This window comes from Pontibacter arcticus (assembly GCF_003284895.1).
GTDB classification, from domain to species: Bacteria; Bacteroidota; Bacteroidia; order Cytophagales; family Hymenobacteraceae; genus Pontibacter; species Pontibacter arcticus.
Genome location: NZ_QMDV01000002.1, coordinates 588,296 through 614,546 on the forward strand (window position 1 = coordinate 588,296; position 26,251 = coordinate 614,546).

Genomic DNA, 26,251 nt, shown 5'->3' on the forward strand with positions numbered 1-26,251 from the left:
AGCTTATGAATTCAAAAGAACAGAAAATTGCCAGCTTCGACCCGAATGGCGTTGGCGATATAAACGGTGGTTTGTTTGGCCTGCCTTTCAACATCGAAGAATCTGAAGTTGTCTTGATTCCTGTGCCCTGGGAAGTAACTGTATCTTATAGTGCCGGTACGGCGCAAGGCCCTCAAGCTGTAAAAGAGGCATCCCCGCAACTCGACTTGTTCGAGCCGGCCATTAAAGATGCCTGGAAACTGGGCATTGCCATGGAAGAAATTTCAGAAGAGTGGGCAGCTACCAGCGATGAACTGCGCCAGAAAGCAGAAGCTTATATTAACTGGCTGGAAGAAGGAAGCCCGGAAGCCGGACATGCTGAATTTGCTGATTTACCAACTGAGGTAACAGCAAAAGGACAGGAGCTGCTGCAGTGGCTGAAACAAAAAGCGTTAACCTACTTAGACCAGGGCAAAATGGTGGGCGTTTTAGGCGGCGACCATAGTACACCGCTTGGCCTGATGCATGCACTTGCCGAGAAGCACGAAGAATTTGGTATACTCCAGGTGGATGCGCACGCCGATTTGCGGGATGCGTACGAAGGTTTTGAGTTCTCGCATGCTTCCATTATGTTCAACGCGCTTAAATTGCCACAGGTAAAAAAACTGGTACAGGTTGGTATCCGTGATATTTGCCAGGCAGAAGCAGAGTTAGCAGATCAATCGAATGGGCGTATTGCGATCTTCTACGATGCTGTGCTGAAAGAGAACATGTATGAAGGCGACTCCTGGAAAAAAGAATGCAAAAAGATCATCGCGCAGTTGCCTCAGAAAGTATACATCAGTTTTGATATTGATGGATTGGATCCGAAGCTTTGCCCGGGCACAGGAACACCGGTACCCGGCGGTCTTGAATTTGAGCAAGCTGTTTACCTGATCAAGCAGTTAGTTAAATCCGGGCACGAGATCATCGGTTTCGACCTTTGCGAAGTAGCTCCGGGCGATACCGAATGGAATGGTAACGTCGGGGCCAGGCTTTTATACAAGCTTTGCAACTGGATGGCTGTTTCTCAGAAAAAACTGGAAGTATAAATCCACTAAATCTAACTTTATACTTTACTCACAGCCATGAAAGGATTTTTTATTAAAGTGATCTTAACAGGTGTTGCTGTTATTATTGCGACGTACCTGTTGCCGGGCGTAACAATAACCGGTAGCTTTTTCACAGCTTTTATCTTTGCCTTTGTGCTTGCGCTGCTAAACACATTTGTAAAGCCGGTCCTTACTTTTTTAACCATACCCATTACAATCCTCACTCTTGGGATTTTCCTGATCATTATTAATGTAGGGATGGTGTTGTTAGCAGATTACCTGGTTTCCGGTATCGATATAGCTGGTTTTTTTGCTGCATTGATCTTTGCCATCGTGATCGCCATCCTGACCTGGATTTTAGATCTCATTTTTTAAAGTATTCAAATCATAAAAAAGGCCAGCCTGGAAGTACAACCAGGCTGGCCTTTTTTGTAAAGTATAAATTTAACTGCTTATTTATTCATCCAAGCTTCACAGGCATCCGCGCATTCTTTGCAGATGTCTGCACAATGTTGGCAATGTTCATCATCGTGCTTGCGGCACTCCGCCTCGCAGGCTCTGCAAATCTCGATACATTCCTTCATTACATGTTTGGCATGTTCCGAATTTCTGGCGACGAATCTGGCTGTTAACATACAGATGTCGGCACAATCGCGGTCCAGCATAATGCAGCGCACCATCATTTTTACGTCGTCTTCCTGGAGGCACATGGTTGCACAGGTTTCGCAGGCGGCAATACATTTAATTAATACATGTTCAAGTTCGTTTGTTCGCTCTGATTTCATAGTTCTTAGTTTTAGTTATGCGTGTATATAAGTACGCCACTGGTAGTATCAGGTTATTTTATACTTTGCTAAATGCTGATAACCATACTTCTTGCTGACTTTTATTTTATCTTTGCAAGACGGTACCATATTGAAAAATAAGGTGTACTTTTTAAAACAGTAGCGGGTAAGATGGAAATCAGAGAGGCAAGAGAGGCATTAAAATTATACTTCGGTTATGACCAGTTCCGGCCCATGCAGGAGCAGATCATTTCAGAAGTATTACAGAAAAACGATGTAGTAGTTTTAATGCCAACCGGAGGCGGTAAGTCCATTTGTTTTCAGGTGCCAGCCGTTGTTATGCCAGGTGTCTGCGTAGTTATTTCGCCGCTCATTGCTTTGATGAAAGACCAGGTTGATGCGTTGTTGGAAAACGGCGTGCCTGCTGCCTATATGAACAGTTCGCTTACCGCCGAACAACAGTATACAATCGAAAACCAGTGCCTGGCAAATCAACTGAAGCTACTTTACGTTTCTCCTGAAAAGCTTTTATCCGCTGGTTTTTTATCGTTTCTTAAAAGGCTGAATATTTCTTTATTTGCCATTGATGAAGCGCATTGCATCTCCGCCTGGGGACATGATTTCCGGCCGGAGTATACCCAGTTAAAAGCTCTGAAACAGCAGTTCCCGCAGGTGCCGGTTATTGCCTTAACCGCAACAGCTGACAGGTTAACGAAGAAAGATATTCAGGAGCAACTGTATCTTCGCAATCCAAAAGTCTTTATTTCCTCCTTCGACAGGCCCAACATCAACCTGACCGTAAAACCGGGCCGGGATCGTTTTAATAAAATAACAGAGTTCCTGGAGCGCCACCGTGGCCAACCCGGCATTATCTATTGCCTCAGCCGGAAGGCCACAGAAGCGATGGCATCCAAACTGAAAGCCAACGGTTTTAAAGCTACTTTCTACCACGCCGGTATGCCAGCGCCTCAACGTGCCAAAGCGCAGGAAGAATTTTTGCGGGATAATGTGCAGGTAGTTTGTGCAACAATTGCCTTCGGAATGGGCATTGATAAATCTAATGTGCGCTGGGTGATCCATTATAATCTCCCTAAAAACATTGAAAGTTATTATCAGGAAATTGGTCGAGCGGGTCGTGATGGTGCCGTGGCAGACGCCTTGCTTTTTTATAGTTATGCGGATGTGATGAACATGCGCAGTATGCTAACCGAAAACGAAACCAAAAAAGAGCAGACGGAACTGCAGTTGGTAAAACTGGAGCGCATGCAGCAATTTGCTGAGGCTGCTGCCTGCCGTAGGCGTATACTGCTGCAGTATTTCGGTGAGAGTATGGAGCAAGATTGTGGTAACTGTGATATCTGCCGAAACCCGCCAACTACATTCGATGGCACCCTGATCGTACAGAAAGCGCTTTCGGCCATTGCCCGTACCCAGGAACAGGTAAATATGGGATTGCTGGTAGATGTTTTGCGTGGTTCCAGAAACTCACAGGTACTGGAAGCAGGCTACGACAAAATAAAGACCTACGGTGCCGGCCGCGATACCAGTGTGATGGATTGGCAGCGGTACTTGCACCAGATGCTTAATTCAGGATTGGTGGAGTTGGCTTATGATCAGAATTATACTTTAAAACTGACCGAACACAGCCGCAAGGTTCTTTTCGAGAATCAGAAAGTGGAACTGGTTAAGTTTGAAGAATCCAAAGCACAGGAGACTGAAGTTGTTAAAGCGCGCCCTAAACGCGAGTTGGTAAAAGATGCCTTGTTTGAGCGCCTGCGTGTACTGCGAAAATCGATTGCAGATGCGCATAATGTGCCACCTTACGTTGTTTTTACCGACAGCACGTTACAGGAAATGGCTGCCGAAAAACCCACGAACCGGATTGCCATGCTGGCCATTTCAGGCGTTGGTTCTCAGAAGTATGAACGTTACGGCCATGATTTCATCACCGAGATCATGAATTTCATGACAGAGGAACAGAGCAAAGGCACCAAATTGAAAGGCGCTACACATCTGGTTACGTTGGAAGCACTTCAGAAAGGCTTATCGCCTGACGAAATAGCTATGCAGCGTAATTTAAATCCGGTTACGGTTTACTCGCACATGGCTACGCTGTATGAACAGGGGTATGCTATTGATATCAGTAAATACGTTACAAAGGACGAGTATACCATTATTGCCAAAGCAATAGAAAAGCTCGGAACAGAATCTAAACTGAAAGACCTGTTTGAGCTGCTCGGCGAAAAGTATGAATACTTTAAAATCAGGTTGTCGGTAGCTATCTACAAGAAGCGATCAAACTGGTAAACGAAATCACAAAACACTTAAAAGCAAAACGAGCTGTCAGAATCTGGCAGCTCGTTTTGCTTTTTTAAAGTATAAATTATTATTCCATACTTGCCAACGGATCAGGTTTTGAATCTTTATCATCCGAAACGGTTCCTCTGGAAAAGACTTTTCCGCGCACTAAAAGTATACCGGCAACGTGCGGAGCTGCATAGGATGTACCTGTATGGCCATGCCCAATACCGCCACCTTTGGTGGTAGAAGTTAGGCCAACGCCTGGCGCAGCAAAATCCACGGCGAGGCCGTAGCTGGAGCTTACCCAAAGTTTATCGTATTTATCACTTGCCGACACAGTATAAACGCCATCCGCATCCACACGGGCCGGCGAAGAATCTATACAATCGACAGGTGCGTTACCGGCTGCTATCGAAAATAAAATTCCTTTGGCAGCTGCAGTTGTTACAGCATTATCAAGTGACAAAGAAATACCACTTCCCAGACTCATATTAACAACGTCCCCTGGAGCTGCATTTTTGATCACATGGTTAACTGCCTGCAACGCTCTGGACAACGATCCCTTACCTGCATTATCGAAAACACGCAGAGCCACAACTGTCGCACCCGAAGCAACTCCTAAAACACCGGAACCGTTATTTTTTGCGGCAACTATCCCAGCCACAATTGTACCATGTCCGAAACCATCTTCTACTGAATAAACACCATAAATAAAGGATTTGCTCCTGGCAAGATCAATGTTAAGGTCAGGATGATCGGTATCTATACCTGAATCAATAATCCAGACTGTTTTGCCGGTTCCATCGCCATAGCCCGTCCTGTCTATGTTCCAACTAATTAACTCGCCTTCCAGTGGTATAACTTTGGCATAAGCCGGTACCGGATTCACTATTGGCTCCGGCTCGGGCGTTGGAGCTGGGGCTGGCGTAGGTTCCGGTTCTGGGGCTGGCGTAGGTGCAGGTGCAGGCTCCGGAATTGGTTCCGGTTCTGGGGCAGGAGCAGGTTCGGTAGGAACAGGAGCAGGGGCAGGATTTGTTTCTACAAGCGCGGGTGAAGGAGCAGTCTCACTGGGAGGAGAAGGAGCAGGCGTTGGCAAGCTTTTTCGTTCCCATACCTTCGTAATCCTGTCCGGTATTAGATTAATGGTTCTATCTTTCTCAACATACGCCACATTAGGGTCGCGCTGAAGCCTTTTTACCTGAGCATCAGATAACTTAGCAGCAAATCCGTTAACATGGCCATCCAGTTCTTGTAGCACATCCGACTTTGAAATACCAACGTTGGTTAAAAGCTGTTGTCTTTTCTGGGTTACTGCTTTATAAGTTGCATTAGTTAAATTACCTGTGGCGCTAGCTTTTAAAGCAGCATCAGATTTTAGAATAACTATGAACTGTCCTGGTATAACCTGGCCGTTCTCCATATCGACATGAAGTTGCTGCTGTGCATTATGCTCTTCAAAAATATCTTCCTGCTGGCAACCGGAAGCTACTAATGCTGCTAAAATGAGGATTGAAGAAACAGTAAGCTTTGGCGTAAAAGTAAATTTCATAGAAAAGGGGCAAAAAGGCGAAAAGTTAAAATTGTTCTATAAAGCTATTTTTAATTTCGATGTAACCTTGTTAATATTCTATAAGTTCAAAATAACTTAGTAATATTTTATTTCATTAAGTTAGATCCAATAACAAAAAAAATTAATATTTTTTAAAGTTTGATAAGGTTAAACCTATGTAATTGGCTTATAATTAATATTTTATTGTAATGGATATACTTTAAAATGAATGTACTCGCCTCAATTCATATTTTCAAATATACAGATCAGGTAAAATAAGTACAAATTTAATGATATTGATATAAAATGCTTTAATAGAACATTATAAAGTATTTTCTTGATTATAATATATACATAATTCTATATTTAAGCCAAAAACTAAGATGTTATGCATTTAGAAAAATAAATGCTAATTAAATTAGTTATTATAAAATATTTTAGTAATTTTACAAGGCAGAATATTTGAATTCTGAAGGTTAATTCATACTTCATTAAAAAGTATAGCAGTGCAGACAGTAACATCTAATCTTAGGTATTTGCGCAAAAGCGCGGGCTTTACACAAGCACAGCTTGCTGAGAAGCTCGAAATAAAACGCTCACTAATTGGTGCATATGAGGAGGGAAGGGCAGAACCTAAACTTAGTACACTTATCAATATTGCCCAATTGTTTAATATCACACTTGATAGCCTTATTACCAACGACCTGACTACCGGCATACCGGCTGTTTCGGAAAATAACGGTGGGGCAACTTCCGGTAAATTGCGGGTACTGGCCATTACAGTGGATGAGGATCAGCGCGAAAATATAGAACTGGTGCCTTACAAAGCCAGTGCCGGATACTTAAATGGCTATGCCGACCGTGAATTTATAGAGGAGCTGCCGCGCTTCAGGTTGCCGATGTTAGGTAATACCGGAACGTTTCGTGCCTTTGAGATAAGTGGTGACTCTATGTTGCCGATCGCATCCGGAACCGTCATTGTAGGCCGGTACATTGAAGACTGGAACACCATTAAAGACGGTACGCCCTGTATTATCGTAAGTCAGAAAGAAGGGGTGGTTTTCAAGCGGATTTATAACAAACTGCAACAGCCTTCAACACTTCGCCTGCATTCTGATAACCCGGTTTACTCACCTTATGAACTCCATATGGAGGATATTCTGGAGATATGGGAAGCGAAGTCTTACATCAGTTCAACTTTCCCGATTGCTGATCTATCACTTGATAAGTTATCATCTATCGTTTTGGATCTGCAAAAACAGATGCAGACCTTAAAAAAAGCAGAGTAATTATACTTTTAGTTCGCAGTAAAAGCCCTGATTCATACTTTGGATCAGGGCTTTTTTGTTCTTTTTGATCTATAAGAAATCTCCTTTATTAACAAGATGCCGGATTATGCGTAAAGTCAGCATACAGTATTATTTTTATACTATACCTTAATAAACCCTCGTAACAAGACCCAACGCTATGATCAAAGTCATAAATGCTGCAGAACGGCACCAAGCCAACATAGGAGACTGGCTACAATCTTTTAACTTATTTTCTTTTGCCGATTATTATGATCCGAAGAATGTACAGTTTGGCCCGCTACGTATTTTAAACGATGATTATGTAGGTCCGCAATCCGGCTTCCCTTCCCATCCGCATTCGGATATGGAGGTTGTGACCATGGTTTTGTCAGGCTCTATTACGCATCACGATAGCTTGGGCAATGAAACCGCCGTTACACAAGGCCAGGTTCAGCGCGTTACGGCAGGTACAGGCCTCACGCACTCGCTGCATAACAACACCGACGGCGAAGCGCATCTGCTCAATCTTTGGTTTATTGCCAACCAAAAAGGTCTAGCTCCCTCATATGAGGTAATGGACATGGATTTTACCTCAGCCGATGGCAAGCTCATACCTGTTATCACCGGGCAGAAAGTGCTGGAAGATGTGGCTTTCATGAATTCTAATTCGACTGTATATTATGGCAGCCTGAAAAATGGAAATGAAACAGATTTCCAGACGTTTAAAATTCGAAAAACGTTGGTGTATGTATTAACCGGTAATTTATTAGTTAACAATGTTGAGCTGGAAGCCGGAGACCATGTGCGCCTTGAAAGTATGGATGTGATTTCGTTGCATGGCGCAACAGATGCTACGTTTATATTGGTTGATGTACCTGCTACAGAAGCAAATTACTAATGCAGTTTTATACTTTAACAACATAAAAAAGGAGCTGAATAATATCTTCAGGCTCCTTTTTTTATACTTCAGGAAGTATACTTTACATGGTATACTTTCTGCCTTTGTTTTGTTGTTTTAAATACTCCATTAGCGGTTCAAAGTAAGCTACCATCGCGCGGGCACTTAAGTCTTCTCCTGTTTTTTCTTTCAGCATTTTGCGCCAGTCAGCGGATGCGCCCGGGTACATGATATCACGCAGGAAATTGCCAACTTCTTTATTCCCATAATAATTGGTTGCGTGCGGGTTCTGTTTCAGTATATTTTTAGCAATATGGTCGTGTAATTGAAACAAAATGACATAAGATAAGGCATAATCATAGTATTGTGCCGGGTCATCGTTCACGTGTGTTTTAGTGGCTGCATCGGTAAACTGCTCTCCGCGGGTGGCAGATGGCACAATGCCCTGGTATTTTCTAGTCAGATCCCACCAGCGTTTGTTAAGTTCCTGCTCAGATAAGTTGCTCGCATAAAAATCATGTTCCCACTCGCTCATCGTACCAGCCGCAAAGGGAATAAAAGTAACATAACTCAGCGCTTCTTTTAACAGGCTTTGTACCTGGTCTGTTTTTGCATTCGCATTGACCAGGTTTAGCTCTACTAAAAATGGTTTCTGCATGGCAGCAAGCCCCATTAAACTACCAATTCCTTCATGGAAAGCGCGGTTGGCGCCACCTCGCAACAGAACAGGCACATCCGGGTTAGTATAGCTGATATAGTAATAAATATGGCCAAGCTCATGGTGCGTTGTTTCGTACCATTCCGCGTTAGGTTCAACACTCATCAGGCAGCGCACATCGTTCTCTAAGTTCATATGCCAGGCCGAAGCATGGTTATTTTTCTTATAACTAGCGTTAGCCGGAAGTGGGTATAAGCTTGATTTAGTGTAAAATGTTTCCGGTAATTTCGGGAAGCCAAGGCTTACATAAAAACGCTCGGCCTGCTCGATCATCCACTTATCGCCTTTTGGTTTCAGGGCACCATCCAGGTCAAGTCCTTTCACCTCTACCATCGAACTCCAGTCCTGGCCCCAGCGGTTTGGCAGCCAGTGCGCCGGCAACTGATCCGGTACTTGTTTTATGCCGTATTGCTTGGCCAGCTCATAACGTGCGTAGGTATGCAATTCGCGGTAAAGCGGCCGAAGCTCTTCGTTCAGTTTCGTCATAAGCGCCATCATTTCTTCGCGGCTCATATCGTAATCAGATGCCTGGTACGAAAAATAATCGCTGTAGCCGAGGCTTTGAACCGTTTTGTTGCGCAAGCCGCGCAGGTTTAATAAACCACCTCGAAGTTCTTTACCAACTTCTTTGCTTGCATTCCAGGCTGCCAGGCGTTTCTTTTCATTCTTTTCAGTTTTAAGAATTTTGTCTATATCGTTGGTCGTAACTGATTTGCCGTTCAGCTTAAAATCGTACCCATACAATTTTTCGGTCTGTTCGGTTTCTGCTTTGATGCGGGCATTTACTACTTCACTGATCGTTTGCGGGTTATTGGCAGCTGCGTAAAGTATGGCTTCAAACTGCTTTACCTGGATATCGGTTAATTTATCTTTCTGGCCTAAAAATTTTCGGGCTTTATCAATGTTGGCTATACTCCCTGTAAAAGCTGCAAAAGCTTCGTTTGCACGACGTGTATTGGTTGCATTGGTGGTGTCGCCTTCTACAATTCTTGTATTAGATTGCCATTCTGCTTCCGCAGATCGGGTATAAAGTTCCTGGAATTGTTTTGAGTAACTGTCCAGGAAAGCCTGCGCTTCTTCTGATACGGAAGGCGTCTGAGCTACAGCCGCAGTTGTCGTTTCGGAAGCTGGCGTTGTCGTTTTTTGGCTGGAACAGGAGAAAAGGAGCGCGGCTGTTATACCACTTAAGAGTATTTTTTTCATAGCGTTTTATCGTGATACTGTTAAAATAGATATGAAGCTGTTTAGAGTTTTTAAACAAATAAATTTCTGCAGCCCTTGCTGTGTGTTTTCACCAGCAAGCTCCCAGTAGTGAATGTATAGTTGTCGGTGAAAACACCAACAACGGCGGGTTGAGCCCCTGTAATTGAAAACTCTAAAAAGCTTCTATATGGATATGAATTCCAAAGTATAAATTAAGCACAACAAGTTATACTTTACTGCTTTGTAAAAAAAAATCTTTGAATCTAGCTCAAACCTATACTTCAAAAGTATAAATGAAATGTTAGAAAAGTATGGGCTGATCTATACTTACCAAGTATAACTTATACTTGGTTTTCACCTTCGATTTTGAGGGATTGAGCTTCCAGCAGCAAGGTGTCGTCAATTGATTTGCTTGTTTTAGCGCCCAGCTCTTTTAGAATTTCCACCCTCCGGATCAGGTTGCCTTTGCCTTCGGTGAGTTTATTCATGGCAGCGTTATAGGATGTCTGGCTGTTATCGAGGTGGCGGCCAATGGTTTTAAGGTCATCTACAAAGCCCACAAACTTATCGTATAGCTTGCCGCTTTCTTCGGCGATGCGTAACACGTTGCGTTTCTGGTCTTCCTGGCGCCAAACACCTGCTATGGTACGCAGTGTAGCCAGTAACGTAGATGTTGTTACCAGCACAATATTCTTATCAAATGCATCTGTGAACAGATCATGATCGTGTTGCAACGCCAGGTTAAAGGCGGGCTCGATCGGGATGTACATCAGCACAAAATCCGGCGAGTTGATACCATTAAGGCGATGGTAGTTTTTTCTGCCAAGGTCTGTAAAATGGGTCCGGATAGAATGGATATGCGAGCGTAAGTATGCTTCCAGTTGCAGATCATCTTCGCAACTGCAATAAGCTTCGTACGCTACCAACGACATCTTGGAATCGATCACCAGATGCTTTGTATCCGGCAAGCGTACAATTACATCAGGCCGGTAAATTTTATTATCATCATTCTGCAACACTTCTTCTCTCTCGTAATGCACGCCTTTGCGCAACCCGGATTTTTCAAGCAAACTTTCCAGCAGGTATTCGCCCCAGTTCCCTTGCGTTTTGCTTTCGCCTTTCAGGGCTTTGGTCAGGTTAAGGGCATCTTTACTCATTTGCTGGTTAAGCGAAGCTAGTTGCGTAATCTGTTCTTTCAAACTGACACTTTCCTTCAGCGTTTTTTCATACGTCGAGTCCACTTTGGCTTCAAATTCCTTAATGCGTTCTTTAAGCGGGGCAAGTATAAGTTCGAGGTTATCGGAAGATGCTTTCTTGAAATGCTCGGCATTTGTCATCAGTACCTGGTTGGAAATACTCTGGAACTGCTGCAGAAATTTTTCGCGAAGTTGCTCTAACTCCAGGGCCTGTTCGTTTAATTTCCGCTGAAGGTGTTCGTAGTCTGTTTCGGTTTTGGTGAGGGCATTGGTGAGTTCCAAAGTTTCGGTCTGTGCTTCGCGCAACTGCGATTTAAGTTGCTCGCTTTCATCGCTTTTAAGTTTTGCTTGTCCCTCAAGCACGCCTTGCTTCACGGCAAGCTCGTTTAACGCCTGCTGCAAAGAAGTTTGCTTGCCTTTCAATGCAAAAAAAGCTACTACCAACCCTACCAGAAAAGCCGAAACTGCAATAAGTATCTCCATGTAGTAAAGGTATGGTTTTTTAGTATTTTAAGCTAGATGCTAAGTTTATTAGTTTAAAAACCAGCTTGTTTATACTTTTAAATGGAGTGGCTTTATTAAACTTGCTTAATTAAATAAGTCTTCTTTCAAGCTAAACAACCTATATGTTCCTGTTTATTTTGCAGCTGTTCTTACTATTAAGTCTTTTATTGCGTAAACGTATTCTAGTTACCAAAAAAACCAAGCTATGAACAAGAAGATGATGACAGGGGCTGCGATAGCCTTTTTTAGTTTAACGATCCTTTCAGGATATACCAATAATAACAATAAGACTGTAAAAGACCAAGGTCAAACTACCACAACAGGTACAACAACCGCAGGCGGAACTACATTGGATACAACCAGTGGCACCACCACAATGGGAACAACCACCGGCACTACAAGCGGAACAACGTCTGGCACTACTACCAGAACAACTTCTGGTACAACAAGTGGAACAACAACCAGAACGACCTCCGGTACAACTACCGGCTCAACTACGTCCGGGACGACTACAGTGGGTACAACGACAGGCACTACAACGGGTATGACGACCGGAACAACAACTGGCACTACCAGCGGAGTAACGACCGGTACGACAACATCAGGAGTAACAACAGGAACGACAACAGCTGGTACTACTTCCGGAACAACCACTTCAGGCGTAACGACCACTGGTTCAACCACGATGGGTACCACCACCGGAACTACTACAGGAGGGACTACAGGTACCACTACTGGAAACAGATAATTTTATAACAAAAAAGGCCGCTATACTTTATATAGCGGCCTTTTTGTTTACTTGATTTAGCTTATTCTTTTTCCTGTTTCTGAGCTGCGATAACCCGTTTTTCTTCGAACAGTTTATTTTTTCGGAAAGATTTTAACTCACGTTTCAAGGCCTTCTTTTCTGCTTTGGGCAATTTGCCATCCATCAGTTTGTTCAGGTCTGGCTTTCCGCCATCTACCCAACATGTGAACCAGAAGTTAGAAACCATTTGCGCCGATGCTTCCATGCGTTGTGCTACTGTAGGGCCGAGCAATTCTGCATACTTTTTCGCGAAATCATCTGAATAATATTGGCGCGTTCTGCCGTTACGTTCTACCGTTACAAATTTTGTTTCAGGTGTAAAGCCTTTACTTGCTTCCAGCTCCATGGCCAACACTCCCGGGAAAAGCTTGTGCGAAGCACGCACAACGTCCCAAATGGCAAGCTCCGTATCTATTAAGTAAACAGCTTTTTTGTTTTGTAATTTATACCCCTGCGCCTGCATTTCCGGTACTTTAGATTCCCAAAGGCTGTGCAGCCCTTTCTGGTTGGTCAGTTGCCCGTCGTAGTTAACGGTGGTATGCAACGGTACGTGCGCATCGGCAATATAATGGCCTAAATCGGCTGCATAAAAAAGAATACTGTCAGGGTTCTGCTGCTTGAAAGCGTTAGTTAAACGTGCTTTCATTTTTACAACATGCCACGGCACAATACCATACTTTTCCAGGGTGTCTGCGGTATATTTTGCTGCAGCAGCTTCCCAATCCTGGGGCATGGTATGCACAGCATCCTCACCAAACACATCTATATCTATAAAATGGCGGGGTGCTTCTTTTGGATCTGAGTTACGGCGTTCATCCGGCCGAACAGATTTTTGTACCATGTAATCCTGGTTCTTGTAGAAGAAACCCTGCATCTGTTTAGGTAAGCCATAGATAGCAAGCTGGTGCACGACCTTGTGCCCGAAAAATCCCCAGCCGTAGGAGAGAGCCGAGCACGCAAAAAGTGCCACGACAACTAACGATAATTTTTTCATGTATGAGAGTGAGCTAAAATTGCCCTGCAAATTTATAGAATAGCAATGCTAAAAACGAATAGAGCCTGTTATTTGTGCGTACAAATTTAAGTATACTTCTGATTACTTAACTAGGTGCACTTTATACTTTCTGCCCTTAATTTTGCCTTCAGATAATTTTATCAAGACATGCTGACTTACGGCTTCGGGTACGGCCACAAAACTGCTTCTGTCCTGAATTTCGATCTTCCCGATCTGGTCTGCTTTTAAACCTGCTTCGGCAATAACAGCGCCTACCACATCGCGCGGGCTTAACTTATCTTTTCGGCCACCATTAATGTGCAGCGTTACAAATGCATTGGCCTGAACTGTTTTAGATGCAGCTTTCGCCCTAAAAGAAGAAGCAGAAATCCATTCATCCATCCGGACCTGTTCCCAGCTATCCAGTTTATTTTCGTCGCGGGAGGTAGCCAAAGTATACACTACGCCGCTTTTGCCCGCTCGTCCGGTGCGCCCACTGCGGTGCTGGTACGATGCTTCATCATCAGGCAACTCGTAATGGATAATTGTTTTGAGTGCGGCAATATCAAGGCCTCTGGCAGCCAGGTCAGTTGCAATTAAGATCTGGGTGGTACCGTTCCGGAAAAGCGTCATGGCTTTATCACGGTCGGGCTGCTCCATGCCGCCGTGCAATGCTTTGGCAGATAAACCTTCTTCCTGAAGCTGCGTGGTTAACTCGTTTGCGGTAACGCGGGTATTGGCAAAAACAACGGTACCGGCATGGTTTATACTTTGCAGCAACCTGGTCACCACAGCTGATCTATCTGTATGTTCCACCTTAATCCCGATCATCTTTATCTGGTCCGGGTTTGCAGTTGCGGATGCCTTAACAAAATGGGGGTCTTTCAGCGAGTTTGCGATCAGGCGCTTTACATTATCTGGCATCGTGGCCGAAAAAAGCACTGTTTGCCTTTGCGTTGGAAGTGCATGGATTACCTGGTCGAGTTCTTCTTCAAAACCCATTTCCAGTAACTTGTCTGCTTCATCCAAAACAAGGTGAGCCGTGTTGTGCAGGTCCAGTGTCTTTCTGTTTAAGTGGTCCGTCAGGCGGCCCGGCGTACCAACCAGAATCTGGGGCGGGTGGGCCAGCGAAGCCCGTTCCTGTGAGAAAGCGTGCCCACCATAAAAAGCACTGATCTTCAGGCCTTGTATATGCTTGCCATAAAGCTTCAGTTCCTGCCGCACCTGAACAGCCAGTTCGCGGGTGGGCACAATAACAAGGGCCTGTACCTGCTGCAATGCAGGATCTATACTTTGTAACAGTGGCAAACCAAAAGCAGCTGTTTTACCGCTTCCGGTTTCAGCCTGGCCTGCTACATCTTTGTACTGCAAAAGCAGCGGTATGGCACTTTCCTGGATAGGAGTAGGCGATCTATACTTGAGTTCCTGAAGGCTTTGTAAAAGGGCAGGATGTAAGCGAAGTTCTTTAAAAGAAGGCATAATTACTGTTTTCGAAAGTATAAAGATACGCAGTTTTACGTTCGTACACGAAGTATAAATTACACCCTCTGCCAGCTGGCTATTTTAGCCTGCTTTAAGTAGTCAGTATTGTAAGCACGTTTTTATACTTTCAGTTTCCTACCTTAAAACTTTTTACGCCAAACCGCCTCTGTTACGTTTTCCAAAGTATACTCTTACCATCACCTGCACGCCGGAATTTAATTCCTGTAAAATGTACTGATCGCTTTAAAGTACACGCACTGGTTTTTTGTTTTCGTCGATGGCCACAAACGTAAACTGTCCCGAAACAGCTTTCATTCGGGATTCGGAATACATTTCTTCTACATAAATATCTACCCGCACGTCTAAGCTTTTATTTCCGATCTTGGAGATGATGCCTACCAGTTCGATGATCGTGCCGGCCTGAATGGGCATTTTAAAATCAATACGGTCGGAGGATACGGTAACCATGCGTTTACGGCTGAACCGAGTGGCTGTAATAAAGGCAACTTCATCCATCAGTTGCATGGCGGTGCCGCCAAACAGGGTATCGTAGTGGTTTGTTGTATTAGGGAAAACTGCTTTAAAGATCCGGGTTTCGGATAGCGCCATGCGCTGTTGTAAGTCCGTGAGGGACGTAGCCGTATGGAACTGGTTTTCTTGGTTAGCCTGCATTTACTTTTGATTAAGTTTCCGATAAATTCTGTTTAACAGGAGTTATCGCAGGCAGTAAAACACCAGGAACTGGAAGCAAAGCAAAGCAGGAAAAATAGAAAACCTGCCTTTACCAAAACAACGAAGCCTGATGATACTCTAACCCGCGAAAGTATACATCCGTCCGTTTAAGGCAAGTCTCCTGGCTTGTAACATGGCAACCGTCCTTCTCATCTTCTCAGACAATGGACCTTCTGTTGGCTGCAATTTACTGTTACTTACAGTTGCGCGACAGCCCGTGATTTTAACACGGTTCCTTTTTAAAGCTGGTATTACCCGGCTACCTCAAACGCTGCTGCAAGTATAAGTATAAATGCCCGATGAGCCAAAAGCGATTGCCTTCCGGCAAAGTATAAAGCAGGTAAAACCCGCTTAACTTGTTTGGCCTGCGAACAAAGAGGGCATAAAAAAAGGCTTACATTTCTGCAAGCCCTCTTTTTACGCAACCTTAAAAACTAGTTTCTGCCACCGCCCCAGTTGCCTGGTCGGTTGTTGTTCATAGTGGGTGCTGCACCGCCGTTAAATTTGCGGATGTTGTAGCTGAACGTCAGCATAAAGAAACGCTGTAACACCGTTGACTGCACATCTTCCACATAAGACTCTGTTACGTTACGCTGCACGCTCACATTCTGCTTCAACAGGTCGTTTACGCTTAAGCTGATTTCCCCTTGCTGGTTCTTGAACACTTTTTTACCGATGCTCATGTTCCAAAGCAGGTAGCTGTTATCTACACCCGCCGATAAACCGGAGTTATACTGGTGCTGCAGTTCGGTGCGGTAAACCAGGCCTTTCCAAAGTATCCAGTTATAGCGCAGGTTTGTGTTCTGAGAGAAAAAGTTGTTGTTCTGATTTGTGCTCAGGGTGTTTTCCACTACGGTGTAGCTGGAATTGGTTGAAACCGTGAAATCTATTTTCTCGCTGATGTTACTGCTGATGTTGGCGCCGATACCATAATTGATGTTGTTGGCATAGTTTACAACTTCGTTGATCATCCCTGGTATTCTGCTGTAGCCCACCGAACCGTTAATGCCTATGTTAGAGCTGATGACGTTTAGCGGCTGGCCAAAATGGAAGAACGAGCGTACGTTCCAGTAGCCATCCATGTTAACCGGGCGCGATAACCTTGCGCCAGACTGTAACTGGTAATCAGCTGGCAGATCGGCCGGAACAGAGCCCGCTGTGTAAATACTGTTGGCAATATAATTCTGGGTCATATTACCGAACACGCCGATAAAGAACACGCGGTTTGTTTCAGCATTAAACTTACGGAAACGAACTCTTAACCTGTTATCATAATCCTGGTCAAGTCTGGAGTTACCGATGCTTGGCTGTAATGGGTTCGAAATATCCAGCACATCCTGCAGTTGCTCTACCGAAGGCACATTGGTAGCTGCACGGTAATTAATGTTCAGGTTCGTAGATTCTGAGAACTTGAACTCATATTCTGCAGAAGGCAGGAAGTTGGTAAAGTTACGCTTCAGCGGGAACGTGGTCGGGTAGGTGTTTTCGCTTTCGAGGGTGGCGTACTGGTAGCGCGCATTTGCCTGGAAACGAACTTTCTCGGTTCTGTACTGATAGCTTGGCCCGAAGTTCTGAGCCAGGTAATTGCTTGTAAACGTATTGCTCAGCTGCGGATTTGGTACTAACGTATTGTCTTCTTCAATATCGTTTGCTCTTCTGTCCGAGTCATTTTCCTGGTTGTTGATGTTGTACTCTACCTGCCAGCGCGATTTTTCTCCTAATTTCTGAGAATAATTCAGGTTACCAGACCAAGCCATGTTCGTACGGTCGGTGCTGGTATACTGGTTACGAAGCACGTTACGCTCTGGTCTGCCGATGTTATCGGTGTTCTCGCGTTGGTAACTATCGCCATCCGAATCGTTGTAACTCGTGTTTAAGCTCGCAGTCAGGATGCGACCCGAACTACCAAAACGGTGCGAGTACAAAATATTGTTATTAAAATTAAGCGAGGCGTTATCGAAACGGTTCGAGTTTAACGAGTTCAGCGCAATCGTACCATTTCCGATCGTATTGGCATCGCGTTCGGTCAGGCCGTCGTTGCGTTGCACGGTTATACTTGGCGTAACCAATAACCTGTTGTTGGCATTGATATTATACTGTAAACGAAAGTTTAAGCGGTGGCTCTCGTCGGTGCTGCGGTTGATGCTGTTCTCGGTATAAGTCGTGTCGCTGTTCACGAAATCGCGGAAACGGTACTGGTTATTTACGATATCGCGGTTAGAGTAATTGTAGTTGCCGCTCACTTCCATCTTTTTGCCCCAGGTATCCTGGTAGTTTATTCCGAAGGTGTTGGTGTTAATGATTCCGTTCGGAGATCCGCCTCCCCATCCGCCTCTACGGCCTCGCATACCACCTCCCGGCGTTTCGCCTACCGAGAAATCAAACATGTTGATGTTATTGGTAAGACCAGTTACTGTAATGCGTTGGTTGTTATTAAAGATGTTGAGGGCAGCACCGACCATATAGCGGTCATCGGTACCATAACCAGCTGATACTTTACCCATGTAACCTTGGCGGGCTTCTTTTTTTGTAGTGAAATTCAGGGTTTTCAAACGGTTGCCATCTTCAAAACCACTGAAAGCTGCCTGGTCGCTTTGTCCGTCAAATACCTGCACGCTTTCAATCATATCGGCGGAAAGATTCCGAACAGCTGCATTCACATCCTGGCCGGTATAGCGCTTGCCATCGATCATGATCTGACGTACATCTTCGCCTTGCGCCTGTATGGTTCCGTTGGTAATGGTTACGCCTGGCATTTTAGTTACCAGATCTTCGGCACTGGCATCCGGGGCAGTTTTAAAAGCCTTGGCATTAAACTGCGATGTATCGCCTTTCTGCTCGCCAAGTGGCGCACGGCCTATCACCTGTACTTCCTTAATAGCAGTTGATTCATCTTCAAGAGATAAGGTACCCAGGTTTATAGTTGCACCTGTCATCTCAAATGAACGAGTATACTTTTTAAAGCCGATGTAATTAACTTCGACCGTATAACTGCCTGGTGTTACACGCTCAAAAATAAAGCGGCCTTCCAGATCGGTTGGTACACCTGTTTTAGTGGCTGTAGCTGTTTTAGTAAGTACAACGCTGGCAGCAGGTAAGGCTGAGTTATCAGATAAACTTTTAACAGTACCGGTTACAGTTCCGGTTTGGGCATAGAGTTGGAAAACACTGGCAAACAGAGCCAGTAAAAGGAGCAATTTCCGCATGGGTTAGACAATTTTTATCAATTTCAGAGCTTAGACAAGGAACATTCCTATAAGTTTAACCCGGGTATAATTATTTTTTTAAGAGATAGGAGGCAAGCGCTTATGCCGGTTTGGAAAGTATAAATTTGAGATAACAGCCTTAATTTATACTTTGCTGCTGAACATTATTTTGAGGTTAGGGTTACAAATCTGATCCGGGAGTATAAACGGAAAGAAGTTTCAAATTCTATTCGGTTCCTGCAACTTATCTGGCCTGTTCGGGGTCATAGTGTTACTAATTCATTTAATTAAAGCAGCTGCTTTCACCATCCCAATGCAACGTATACTTCTTGGTTTTTTCAGGAAAAGATTAATCAGGCCGGTCACCAATCTGTTAAGCCAGGGCATGACGCCCCATAAGCTGGCTACTACCGTGGCAGTGGGCACGGTGGTGGGTATTATTCCTACGTTTGGGCTGGCTACTATTCTAGGCACTGCCATTGCCGCACGGTTCAGGCTGAATGTGGCCGCCACTATTTTAATTGTATACTTAGTGCAGCCGCTGCAACTGATCTTTTTTCTTCCGTTTATCAAGGCTGGCATTTATGTATTCGGATTATCAGAACTGAAACTTTCGTTGGATGAGATCACCATGCTTTTTAAAACTGACTGGCTGGAAGCGCTGCAAATGCTCTGGATCGCTGACCTGGTTGGGATTCTGGTGTGGGTGTTTGTTGCGGTGCCGGTGGGCTTTGGTTTATACTTTGTAATGCTGCCGGTTTTAAGAAGAGTGCTTCCCAAGCCAATCGAAGTGGCCTGACCGCTAATTTATACTTGAAAGTATAAACCAAAAAGCCAGCTCCGAAAGAGCTGGCTTTTTGGTTAGGTAAAGTTATACTTGCTTAAGCATTCTCCAGGATCTGGAACAGCTCATCTAATTTAGGAGTAAGTATGATTTCGGTGCGGCGGTTCTTCTGGCGGGCCTCTTTTGTAGTTGCCTGGTCTAAGGGCACATATTTAGAGCGCCCGGAAGGCGTTACGCGCGTCGGATCAACGCCTGTACTGGTTGTCAGGATGCGGGTAATTTCGGTGGCGCGCAGCACACTCAGGTCCCAGTTATCCTGCATGCCCACGGTACCTTTGGCAATCGGAACATCATCGGTATGGCCTTCCACTACTACATTTACATCTTTCTGTTCTTTCAGTACGGCAGCCAGTTTTTTCAGGGCATCCACACCTTTGGGGTCTACTTTGGTAGACCCGGAATTAAACAGCAACTGCTCTGCCAACGACACATATACTTTACCATTACGGATGTTTACGGTCAGGTCTTTATCGTTAAAGCTTAGCAGGGCATTGCTCACTTTACTGCGCAGGTTTTTAACGGCTTTGTCTTTTTCATCGAGTATGCGCTGTAATTCGGCCAGGCGCGCTTCGCGGGCTTTCAGGTCAGCGTTCAGTCTTTCAATCTGCGATTTGCTCATGTTCAGGTTATCGCCCAGCGTTTTTCCTTCGGTCAGCGCTTTCTGCAAACTTGCCTGGTATTCAGCTTTCTGCTTTTCAAGCTCCGCTTTCATGGTTTCGAGGTTAGCCTTTTCTGCTTCTAAAGCTGCTTTCTCTTGCTCCAGGGTTTGCTTTTGCTGCTCCAGGCCAGATTTATCAACTTCCAGTTCGTTTTTACGCGACAGCAAATCTTCGTACTTCTTTTTAGAGACAACACACGACGAAAGTGCCATCGTGCCAGCCAGCAGGTAGACAGAAGCTTGTAGTAAATTCTTTTTCATATTCAAAACTTAACTGATTTCTGAGGTAACTGAACAAATATACTAAAATCCGGAAAGGCGAAAAGGCGGATTTCAGGATTATCAATACATCACAATTTTATGTTCTTTTTGCTATGTAAATTAGCGCAGGAGGCCTACCACAGTATGGTAACCAGCCTGCTTTATACTTTAGCAGAAGGCTTTATAAAAAAACAGCCCCTGTTTTTGGCAGAGGCTATTTCTAATTAATTAGAGGATGTAGTATTAAAGAAGCCCTGTGGGTCGGGCATTTTGGCCATCAGCTCGGTCAGGAAATTATAATCGAACTGCGTCATATCTATCGAGCGGCTTTTGTGCAGGTAATCCCAGGCTTGCGTATAGTCTTCTTCAAAATACTTTACCATTGCCATACTGGATAGGGCGTATGCGTTTGCTGCATCCGTAGCGATAGACTGGCTCAGGTACGTGCTGGCTTTCTTCAGGTCCTTTTTCTTTTTATTGTCCCGGAAGTTTTTCAGGTAAGAGGAAGCCACATCGGTAAGTAACACCGGGTTTTTTGGATCATACACCAGCGCTTTTTCATAAAAGCCAATCGCTTTCTGCTGATCGCCCTGGCTGGCGGTTACCAATCCGAATGCCCAGTAAGTATCCTTGTTATCCGGGTTCAGGAGCCAGGCCAGGTTAAAGCGGTACACAGCTGTATCCAGTTGTCCTTCGTTCAGGTATTCCCAGCCGCGCTCCATAAAAAACTGACTTGCTTCCTGGCGGTTGCTAAAGCTTTTATCACAGCTCGATAAAAATTTCTCGTCTTTGCGCTGCTGTGCTTCCGATTTGGCTTTATTGCCAAACATAGGCTGCACAAGCGGGTTAGGCTCCGGTTTGGCAGCTGCTTTATCCTGGGCAAAGGAGAGAGAGGTAACCAATAAAAAGGCAATTACAAATAACTTCTTCATGATAAGGGTACAATACTAAGTTGGTTGCGATTCCTAAATATAAGCTTGTTCCGGGTAGTTTGCAAGTATGTTGTTTTGCACTGTTATCCAGCAGGTTTTATACTTACTGGCGGTAAATGTGCATCGGGTCTTTCTGTTTTTCGAGCAAAGCCGAAATAAAGACCTTGTCTGCCATCTTCTTATCCTGTTTTATACTTTGGTGCAGGTACTTCCAGGCGTCGCGGTAATTGCTCAGGTAGTAATTATTGATAGCAAGTTTGTAGTAGGTATCGGCCTCGTCGGGTTTTAGCTGCTGTGCTTTTTCGAGTAGCTTTTTACTTTCTACCAGATCCGATACATCTTTTTGCTTGTAGTAACGGCCCAGGTGGCTGGTGGCAATTGCTTTAAGCAGGTGCGGGTTCGCAGCGTCTTTCTCCAGCGCGTGGTAAAGTATAAATAAGGCTTTGTCGAATTTCTTCTGTTTGCCATACACCAGCCCGAACCCCCAGTAAACATCGGTATTCAAGCTATCCAGCTGCCAGGCTTTGCCAAACAGGTAAGTCGCCGAATCAAGTTTGTTCTCGTTTAAGGTGCGCTTGGCCTGAGTTACATAATAGGCTGCCGCGGAAGGTTGGTCTTTAAACCGTTTCAGGTCTTTTTTTATCCTGCTTGCTTCCAATGCTCTGGCTTTTGCGGTGGCGGGTTTTGTAACCGGTATTAATTCTTTAAGTGTAAGCGCAGGTAATTCAGGGTGGGTGTTATCCTGGGTGATTTGTTGGGTAGTACAGGCTGTTATACTTAAAAGCATACTCGCCCCGATAATCCATTTAAACATAAGTTAGTTTGTGTTCGTCGGGTAAGTAACGCCTGTAGCCTTTAAAAAGTACATTATCCCTAAATCAAAAAAGCCGCAGCAACTCTGTCCTTGGTTGCTGCGGCTTAATTTATTTACTATATACTTTATCTGCCTGGCAAATAGATCTGTAAACCAATGCCAACCGATAAACCTGTATCGCCGGATCCAACATCAATGTTAGCGCGCGAACGGGTTAATCTTAAGACACCTTCCAGGGCCACGTTACTTGCTACAAAATGAGCATAACCTGCGCCAACACCATATACCGACGAGAAAACCGAATCATCGTCGCTGTCGCTGATAGAGCTGCCTGCAAAACCTACGCGGGCTTCACCAAACCAACGGTGGGTAGGGGCAGCACCTTCCGGAAAGTAGTAGCGTGCAAAAGGAGTTAAGCCATACAAAAAATTAGTACCGCCATCATAAGCCGTTAAGCCAAGTTGTACCTGGGCACCAATTACTGCATTCTCGCTGATAAAATAACCAGCCTGCGGCATGATCTCAAGATTGAAAAGATCAGATTTAAAGTTGAAACCGATAGAGCCGATGCTGGCACCTACAATCCAGTTTCCTTTCTGAACAGCTTCGCTTGCGACTGCTGCTGTGGTTTGTGGTCTCGTAATTTCTGTTGAACCCTGATCCTGGGCAATGCCATCAAAGGTCAGTGCCAGTAAACTGAGTGATAGTAAAAGTATTTGTTTCATAGCTGTACATTTAAATAGTATAAAATGGAATTAAGTTGTACTATTTAAATTTACGACCTTAGATACTATATGTTTGTTTTTAAACGAAATTTTATTGTTTAAACACGTATATCTATTACTCCTGGCTCATGGCTTACCTAATCGTATTTTGGCTACATACAGGGTTTTAAAACCCATCTATCAACTGGCACATTAACCGCATCAGCGTGTTTTGTAGTCGTCCAGTATTCCTTCGGCAATCCAGTTGGCCAGTGCCTGCCTGTTATCCGGTATTACAAAGCGCTTTTGGTCCAGGTCGTTCTGGATGTTGCCCAGTTCTATAAAAACGGTAGGCGGGTGGGTATACTTTATCACGTACAAACTGCTGCGGTGCGACACATTACCGGAATATTCGCGGTTGGGCTGGTAGCGTTTATACTTTGAGGTAAATTTCTGATGGATCGTTTCTGCCAGTTTCTGGCCGGCGTCGCTGTTTTCGTGGTGGTAAAAAAACACATCGATCTTCTGACCTATGCTTCGGCTGTCTACGTGGATGGCCAGCATGCGCTGATACGCTCCTTTGTGCTTCTTGTAGAGGGTATTGATCGCTTCGGTACGTTGGCGGAGCCGCTGTTTCTGGCTTAGCGATATTTTGGTGTTGGGGTAATGGACTTCATCCGTATCCATTTTAAGAATGGTCTGGTCGCGGATACCGTCATTGGGGTCCTGCACGATCATGTAAACCGTTGCGCCGTGTTCCATCAGGCTCTTTGCTAACCGGATGGTGACATCATAGGCATATTCATCTTCTGCTAAGGTGTGCGGTCCGTAGCGGCCAAGCGCACCCGGGTCGTAACCGCCATGGCCCGGCGATAAATAATAGACCGCGCCTTTCAGCCTCTGACTTTTCATATCCAGGCGTGCATGTTTCTCACCAAATAAAGCTACCGTATTTCCTTTAGAGGGCGAGTTGGGTACGCTTGGATTTGGTTCAGATCTTGTTGTTTCCGGTGGGGTTTCTTTACCGGTGGCAGCTACCTTTGGCGGAAGCATGTACGTTTTTCCGATCAGCAGGCTGTTGTCTTTTCCGAGGTTGTCTTTGTTCAATTCCAGAAAAGGAGCGAGGTGTTCCGAAGGATTCAGGCCGTGGCGGCGCAGTAAAGTAAAAACGCCATCACCGGTTTTAGCAACCACTTTCTTATAAGTAGTTTGGCTATATCCCTGAATTGAAAATAAGATAAGTATGCTAACAAGTAAAAGTGAACGCACGGTTTTTTAAATTAATCAGCAAGATAATCGGTAACAGGTTCTGGTACTAAACTTAAACTTAATTCTGAATCGAAATTTTGATGCTTCACCTAGTAAAGCATAAGATTGCATGTGTTACAAATACTTAAATATCAGCTGTTTATAATAAGTACATAACATAAACAGAGGTGTACTAACAAAACTAAGAATCCTTACCCTAAGTGTTTTTAAAATATAGTTTTGTTTTAAAAGCTTACACTTCTGGCGTCATACTTAATTTTTATGATTTAGTTTTTAAATTTTAGCTAGGCAGTGCTGCCGCATCAAACTTATCCGTACCCGAAAAGCTTTTATATGGCTCTTCGTTAAAACTGTGCCTGACTTTAACCAATGTTCGGCCCGGCCGTAGCGCTTTAAACAGAACGGCTTTTGAGTAATGATCGTGTTTACTGTAGGGGCATTTATATTTTTACCAGGTAACGCAGCAGCAACCCAAGTATGATGGTAATGGTAAAGCTGATGAGTGTTCCGATGAGTACATATTCCGTTTGCTTTCTGGGCTTTTGCTCTGATCTGTCCCCAAACCGAAGTATGGATTTGGCCGCTATCAGGAAACCGATTGCTTCGAATTGGTCTGCTAACACAAAGATCAGCACAAGTACGCGTTCCAGCATGCCGATGTACATGCCCGCCCGGTCGAGGCTGTGTTTTGCGCCGGATGCCTCTACTACCGTTGCTATACTTGTAACAGCCAGCCTTGCTGCGTCTGCGTTAATGGCATCTTCTACTTCCTGGCGCCATCGTTCGGTTGCTTTTCCTATCAGGTAACTCGATGGCCAGATAATAAAAGCGAACCCCACAGTTAGCAGCATATAATCCGTGTTATTCAGCCAACTGCTCAGTACTGGTACCACTTCCCGAAAGCCATCCGTTAAGTATAACCACGCCACGAACAGCACCAGTAAATGCGCCACCTGATCGTAAAGAAAAGTCGCCAGGTTATCTTTTAAGTATAGTTTGCCGGCATCCAGCAGGGTATGGGTAACTGCAATAAACATCGGAACCTGGTAATTTTGCCAGTCGCCGAGGAGCAGGTACGCTACAAGCCCTGTTAAAATGCCATGCAGGTATAAGTACCCCGACCTTACCTTTTCTTCTTTTTTGCTGCGCACCCATTTATCCGGTTGCAGTATAAAATCTGTTATAATATGCGCCAGCACCAGCCGCAGCAATAAGATTATACTTGCTTCCATGCGCTAAAAAGTTTTGTTTATAACGGAAGTATACCTTTGCAGCATAAGCTCGATTGCTTCCCAGCCGGCCACTTTTTTGCGTGCATGTATGGCTGGCTGGCTGATGCCTAATTTTGCAGCGATCTCCACATCTTTCAATCCTTTCAGCAGCCAGAAAACTACTTCCGCAGACGAAGCCGACCATTTATCCAGCAGCACATCCAGAAACCGGCAGGCAACTTCGAATTCTTCGTTTATATCTGTATTATTTGTTCGGATGATAAGTTTCTGACCGTGTTTTTTCATCGTATCCAGTGATCTGCCCGAGAGCCGGTAGGCTTCGCCATCTGCTTCCACAACGCTGCCTTGTTTCCGTTCTGCCTCTCCAATACCAACCGAAAGCCGGATATCTGCAAATGGCTTTCCCGGTACCAGCTGTTTTTTTTTACCCGTAGCCAGCTTCTGAAGTGCTGCTCTTAAAAGGATGGCCAGCCGAAGTGCCTGTTCAGGTTCCGTTACTTCAATCTGGATGCTGTCGCCGCGGTACATTTCAAAGCGTAACCACTGTTTATCAGCAACATCATTTGCTTCAGTAAGCGTTTGCTTTAATGTTTTTATTACTTCCTGCCTTTGTGCCGGTTCGTATTGCGATGAATTTATCAGGTCGCCTGTAATAATCCCTACTTTCATTTATAGTTTGTATAGGATCTAAATATAAGGCTATGAACTTATAAAGTCAAGTAATAAGGCTACAGGCTTATATATTAACAGAAGTTAAAGTAGATATATGGGCATACATCAATAACCTAATCAAAGCTGTAAC

22 protein-coding genes and 1 riboswitch are annotated in these 26,251 nt (G+C 44.5%); of the genes, 7 read left to right on the plus strand and 15 right to left on the minus strand.

Annotated elements, in window-relative coordinates; all coding sequences use genetic code 11:
* The first annotated feature begins 5 nt into the window (after positions 1-5).
* On the plus strand, positions 6-1,070 hold the full coding sequence (locus tag DP923_RS07720) for an agmatinase family protein (protein ID WP_112305260.1): 1,065 nt from the start codon (positions 6-8) through the stop codon (positions 1,068-1,070).
* A 36-nt stretch (positions 1,071-1,106) separates the two neighbouring features.
* Entirely contained in the window at positions 1,107-1,445 is a 339-nt protein-coding gene (locus DP923_RS07725; RefSeq protein WP_112305261.1) for a phage holin family protein, read from the plus strand.
* Positions 1,446-1,522: 77 nt separating this feature from the next.
* On the opposite strand, the gene DP923_RS07730 is transcribed toward DP923_RS07725, so the two are convergent.
* Positions 1,523-1,855 (minus strand): four-helix bundle copper-binding protein, encoded by a 333-nt coding sequence (locus tag DP923_RS07730; RefSeq protein ID WP_112305262.1) that lies wholly within the window; start codon positions 1,853-1,855, stop codon positions 1,523-1,525.
* A 171-nt stretch (positions 1,856-2,026) separates the two neighbouring features.
* Between DP923_RS07730 and recQ the strand changes: the two genes are divergently transcribed.
* The gene (gene recQ, locus DP923_RS07735; protein ID WP_112305263.1) at positions 2,027-4,162 is read left to right on the plus strand and encodes a DNA helicase RecQ; all 2,136 of its coding nucleotides are present in this window, start codon (positions 2,027-2,029) and stop codon (positions 4,160-4,162) included.
* A 79-nt stretch (positions 4,163-4,241) separates the two neighbouring features.
* On the opposite strand, the gene DP923_RS07740 is transcribed toward recQ, so the two are convergent.
* Entirely contained in the window at positions 4,242-5,705 is a 1,464-nt protein-coding gene (locus DP923_RS07740) for a S8 family serine peptidase (protein ID WP_239020968.1), read from the minus strand.
* Positions 5,706-6,211: 506 nt separating this feature from the next.
* Here DP923_RS07740 and DP923_RS07745 point away from each other — a divergent pair.
* Positions 6,212-6,994: an XRE family transcriptional regulator gene (locus tag DP923_RS07745; RefSeq protein ID WP_112305264.1), complete on the plus strand. Its 783-nt coding sequence runs from the start codon at positions 6,212-6,214 to the stop codon at positions 6,992-6,994.
* A 178-nt stretch (positions 6,995-7,172) separates the two neighbouring features.
* Positions 7,173-7,892 (plus strand): pirin family protein, encoded by a 720-nt coding sequence (locus tag DP923_RS07750; protein ID WP_112305265.1) that lies wholly within the window; start codon positions 7,173-7,175, stop codon positions 7,890-7,892.
* A gap of 82 nt (positions 7,893-7,974) precedes the next feature.
* On the opposite strand, the gene DP923_RS07755 is transcribed toward DP923_RS07750, so the two are convergent.
* The gene (locus DP923_RS07755; protein ID WP_112305266.1) at positions 7,975-9,813 is read right to left on the minus strand and encodes a M2 family metallopeptidase; all 1,839 of its coding nucleotides are present in this window, start codon (positions 9,811-9,813) and stop codon (positions 7,975-7,977) included.
* Between the two features lie 341 nt (positions 9,814-10,154).
* The gene (gene rmuC, locus DP923_RS07760; protein ID WP_112305267.1) at positions 10,155-11,492 is read right to left on the minus strand and encodes a DNA recombination protein RmuC; all 1,338 of its coding nucleotides are present in this window, start codon (positions 11,490-11,492) and stop codon (positions 10,155-10,157) included.
* A 226-nt stretch (positions 11,493-11,718) separates the two neighbouring features.
* Between rmuC and DP923_RS07765 the strand changes: the two genes are divergently transcribed.
* Positions 11,719-12,261 carry a hypothetical protein gene (locus tag DP923_RS07765; protein WP_207801953.1) on the plus strand — a complete coding sequence of 181 codons (543 nt, stop codon included), beginning with the start codon at positions 11,719-11,721 and terminating at the stop codon, positions 12,259-12,261.
* A gap of 61 nt (positions 12,262-12,322) precedes the next feature.
* On the opposite strand, the gene DP923_RS07770 is transcribed toward DP923_RS07765, so the two are convergent.
* The 4 genes from DP923_RS07770 to DP923_RS07785 all read right to left on the minus strand — a co-directional run bounded on the left by DP923_RS07770 (position 12,323) and on the right by DP923_RS07785 (position 18,735).
* Positions 12,323-13,315, minus strand: coding sequence for a zinc dependent phospholipase C family protein (locus DP923_RS07770; protein ID WP_112305268.1), 993 nt, complete (start codon positions 13,313-13,315; stop codon positions 12,323-12,325).
* A gap of 102 nt (positions 13,316-13,417) precedes the next feature.
* Positions 13,418-14,794 (minus strand): DEAD/DEAH box helicase, encoded by a 1,377-nt coding sequence (locus DP923_RS07775; RefSeq protein ID WP_112305269.1) that lies wholly within the window; start codon positions 14,792-14,794, stop codon positions 13,418-13,420.
* A 246-nt stretch (positions 14,795-15,040) separates the two neighbouring features.
* On the minus strand, positions 15,041-15,406 hold the full coding sequence (locus DP923_RS07780) for an acyl-CoA thioesterase (protein ID WP_394341175.1): 366 nt from the start codon (positions 15,404-15,406) through the stop codon (positions 15,041-15,043).
* Between the two features lie 217 nt (positions 15,407-15,623).
* A riboswitch (cobalamin riboswitch) is annotated at positions 15,624-15,811 on the minus strand.
* Positions 15,812-15,963: 152 nt separating this feature from the next.
* Positions 15,964-18,735 carry a TonB-dependent receptor gene (locus tag DP923_RS07785; RefSeq protein WP_112305271.1) on the minus strand — a complete coding sequence of 924 codons (2,772 nt, stop codon included), beginning with the start codon at positions 18,733-18,735 and terminating at the stop codon, positions 15,964-15,966.
* 313 nt (positions 18,736-19,048) lie between these two features.
* On the opposite strand from DP923_RS07785, the gene DP923_RS07790 reads away from it, so the two are divergent.
* On the plus strand, positions 19,049-19,534 hold the full coding sequence (locus DP923_RS07790) for a DUF2062 domain-containing protein (protein WP_112305272.1): 486 nt from the start codon (positions 19,049-19,051) through the stop codon (positions 19,532-19,534).
* 82 nt (positions 19,535-19,616) lie between these two features.
* On the opposite strand, the gene DP923_RS07795 is transcribed toward DP923_RS07790, so the two are convergent.
* The 7 genes from DP923_RS07795 to DP923_RS07825 all read right to left on the minus strand — a co-directional run bounded on the left by DP923_RS07795 (position 19,617) and on the right by DP923_RS07825 (position 26,118).
* Positions 19,617-20,498 carry an OmpA/MotB family protein gene (locus DP923_RS07795; protein ID WP_112305273.1) on the minus strand — a complete coding sequence of 294 codons (882 nt, stop codon included), beginning with the start codon at positions 20,496-20,498 and terminating at the stop codon, positions 19,617-19,619.
* Between the two features lie 224 nt (positions 20,499-20,722).
* Positions 20,723-21,430, minus strand: coding sequence for a tetratricopeptide repeat protein (locus tag DP923_RS07800; protein WP_112305274.1), 708 nt, complete (start codon positions 21,428-21,430; stop codon positions 20,723-20,725).
* Positions 21,431-21,533: 103 nt separating this feature from the next.
* Positions 21,534-22,244 (minus strand): tetratricopeptide repeat protein, encoded by a 711-nt coding sequence (locus tag DP923_RS07805; RefSeq protein WP_125047680.1) that lies wholly within the window; start codon positions 22,242-22,244, stop codon positions 21,534-21,536.
* A gap of 125 nt (positions 22,245-22,369) precedes the next feature.
* Positions 22,370-22,969: a hypothetical protein gene (locus DP923_RS07810; RefSeq protein ID WP_112305276.1), complete on the minus strand. Its 600-nt coding sequence runs from the start codon at positions 22,967-22,969 to the stop codon at positions 22,370-22,372.
* 201 nt (positions 22,970-23,170) lie between these two features.
* Positions 23,171-24,142, minus strand: a complete 972-nt coding sequence (locus DP923_RS07815) for an N-acetylmuramoyl-L-alanine amidase family protein (RefSeq protein ID WP_239020969.1) — start codon at positions 24,140-24,142, stop codon at positions 23,171-23,173.
* Positions 24,143-24,657: 515 nt separating this feature from the next.
* The gene (locus tag DP923_RS07820) at positions 24,658-25,449 is read right to left on the minus strand and encodes a DUF3307 domain-containing protein (RefSeq protein WP_112305277.1); all 792 of its coding nucleotides are present in this window, start codon (positions 25,447-25,449) and stop codon (positions 24,658-24,660) included.
* A gap of 3 nt (positions 25,450-25,452) precedes the next feature.
* A complete protein-coding gene (locus tag DP923_RS07825; RefSeq protein WP_112305278.1) occupies positions 25,453-26,118 on the minus strand; it encodes a hypothetical protein in 666 nt (221 codons plus the stop codon).
* Positions 26,119-26,251: the final 133 nt, after the last annotated feature.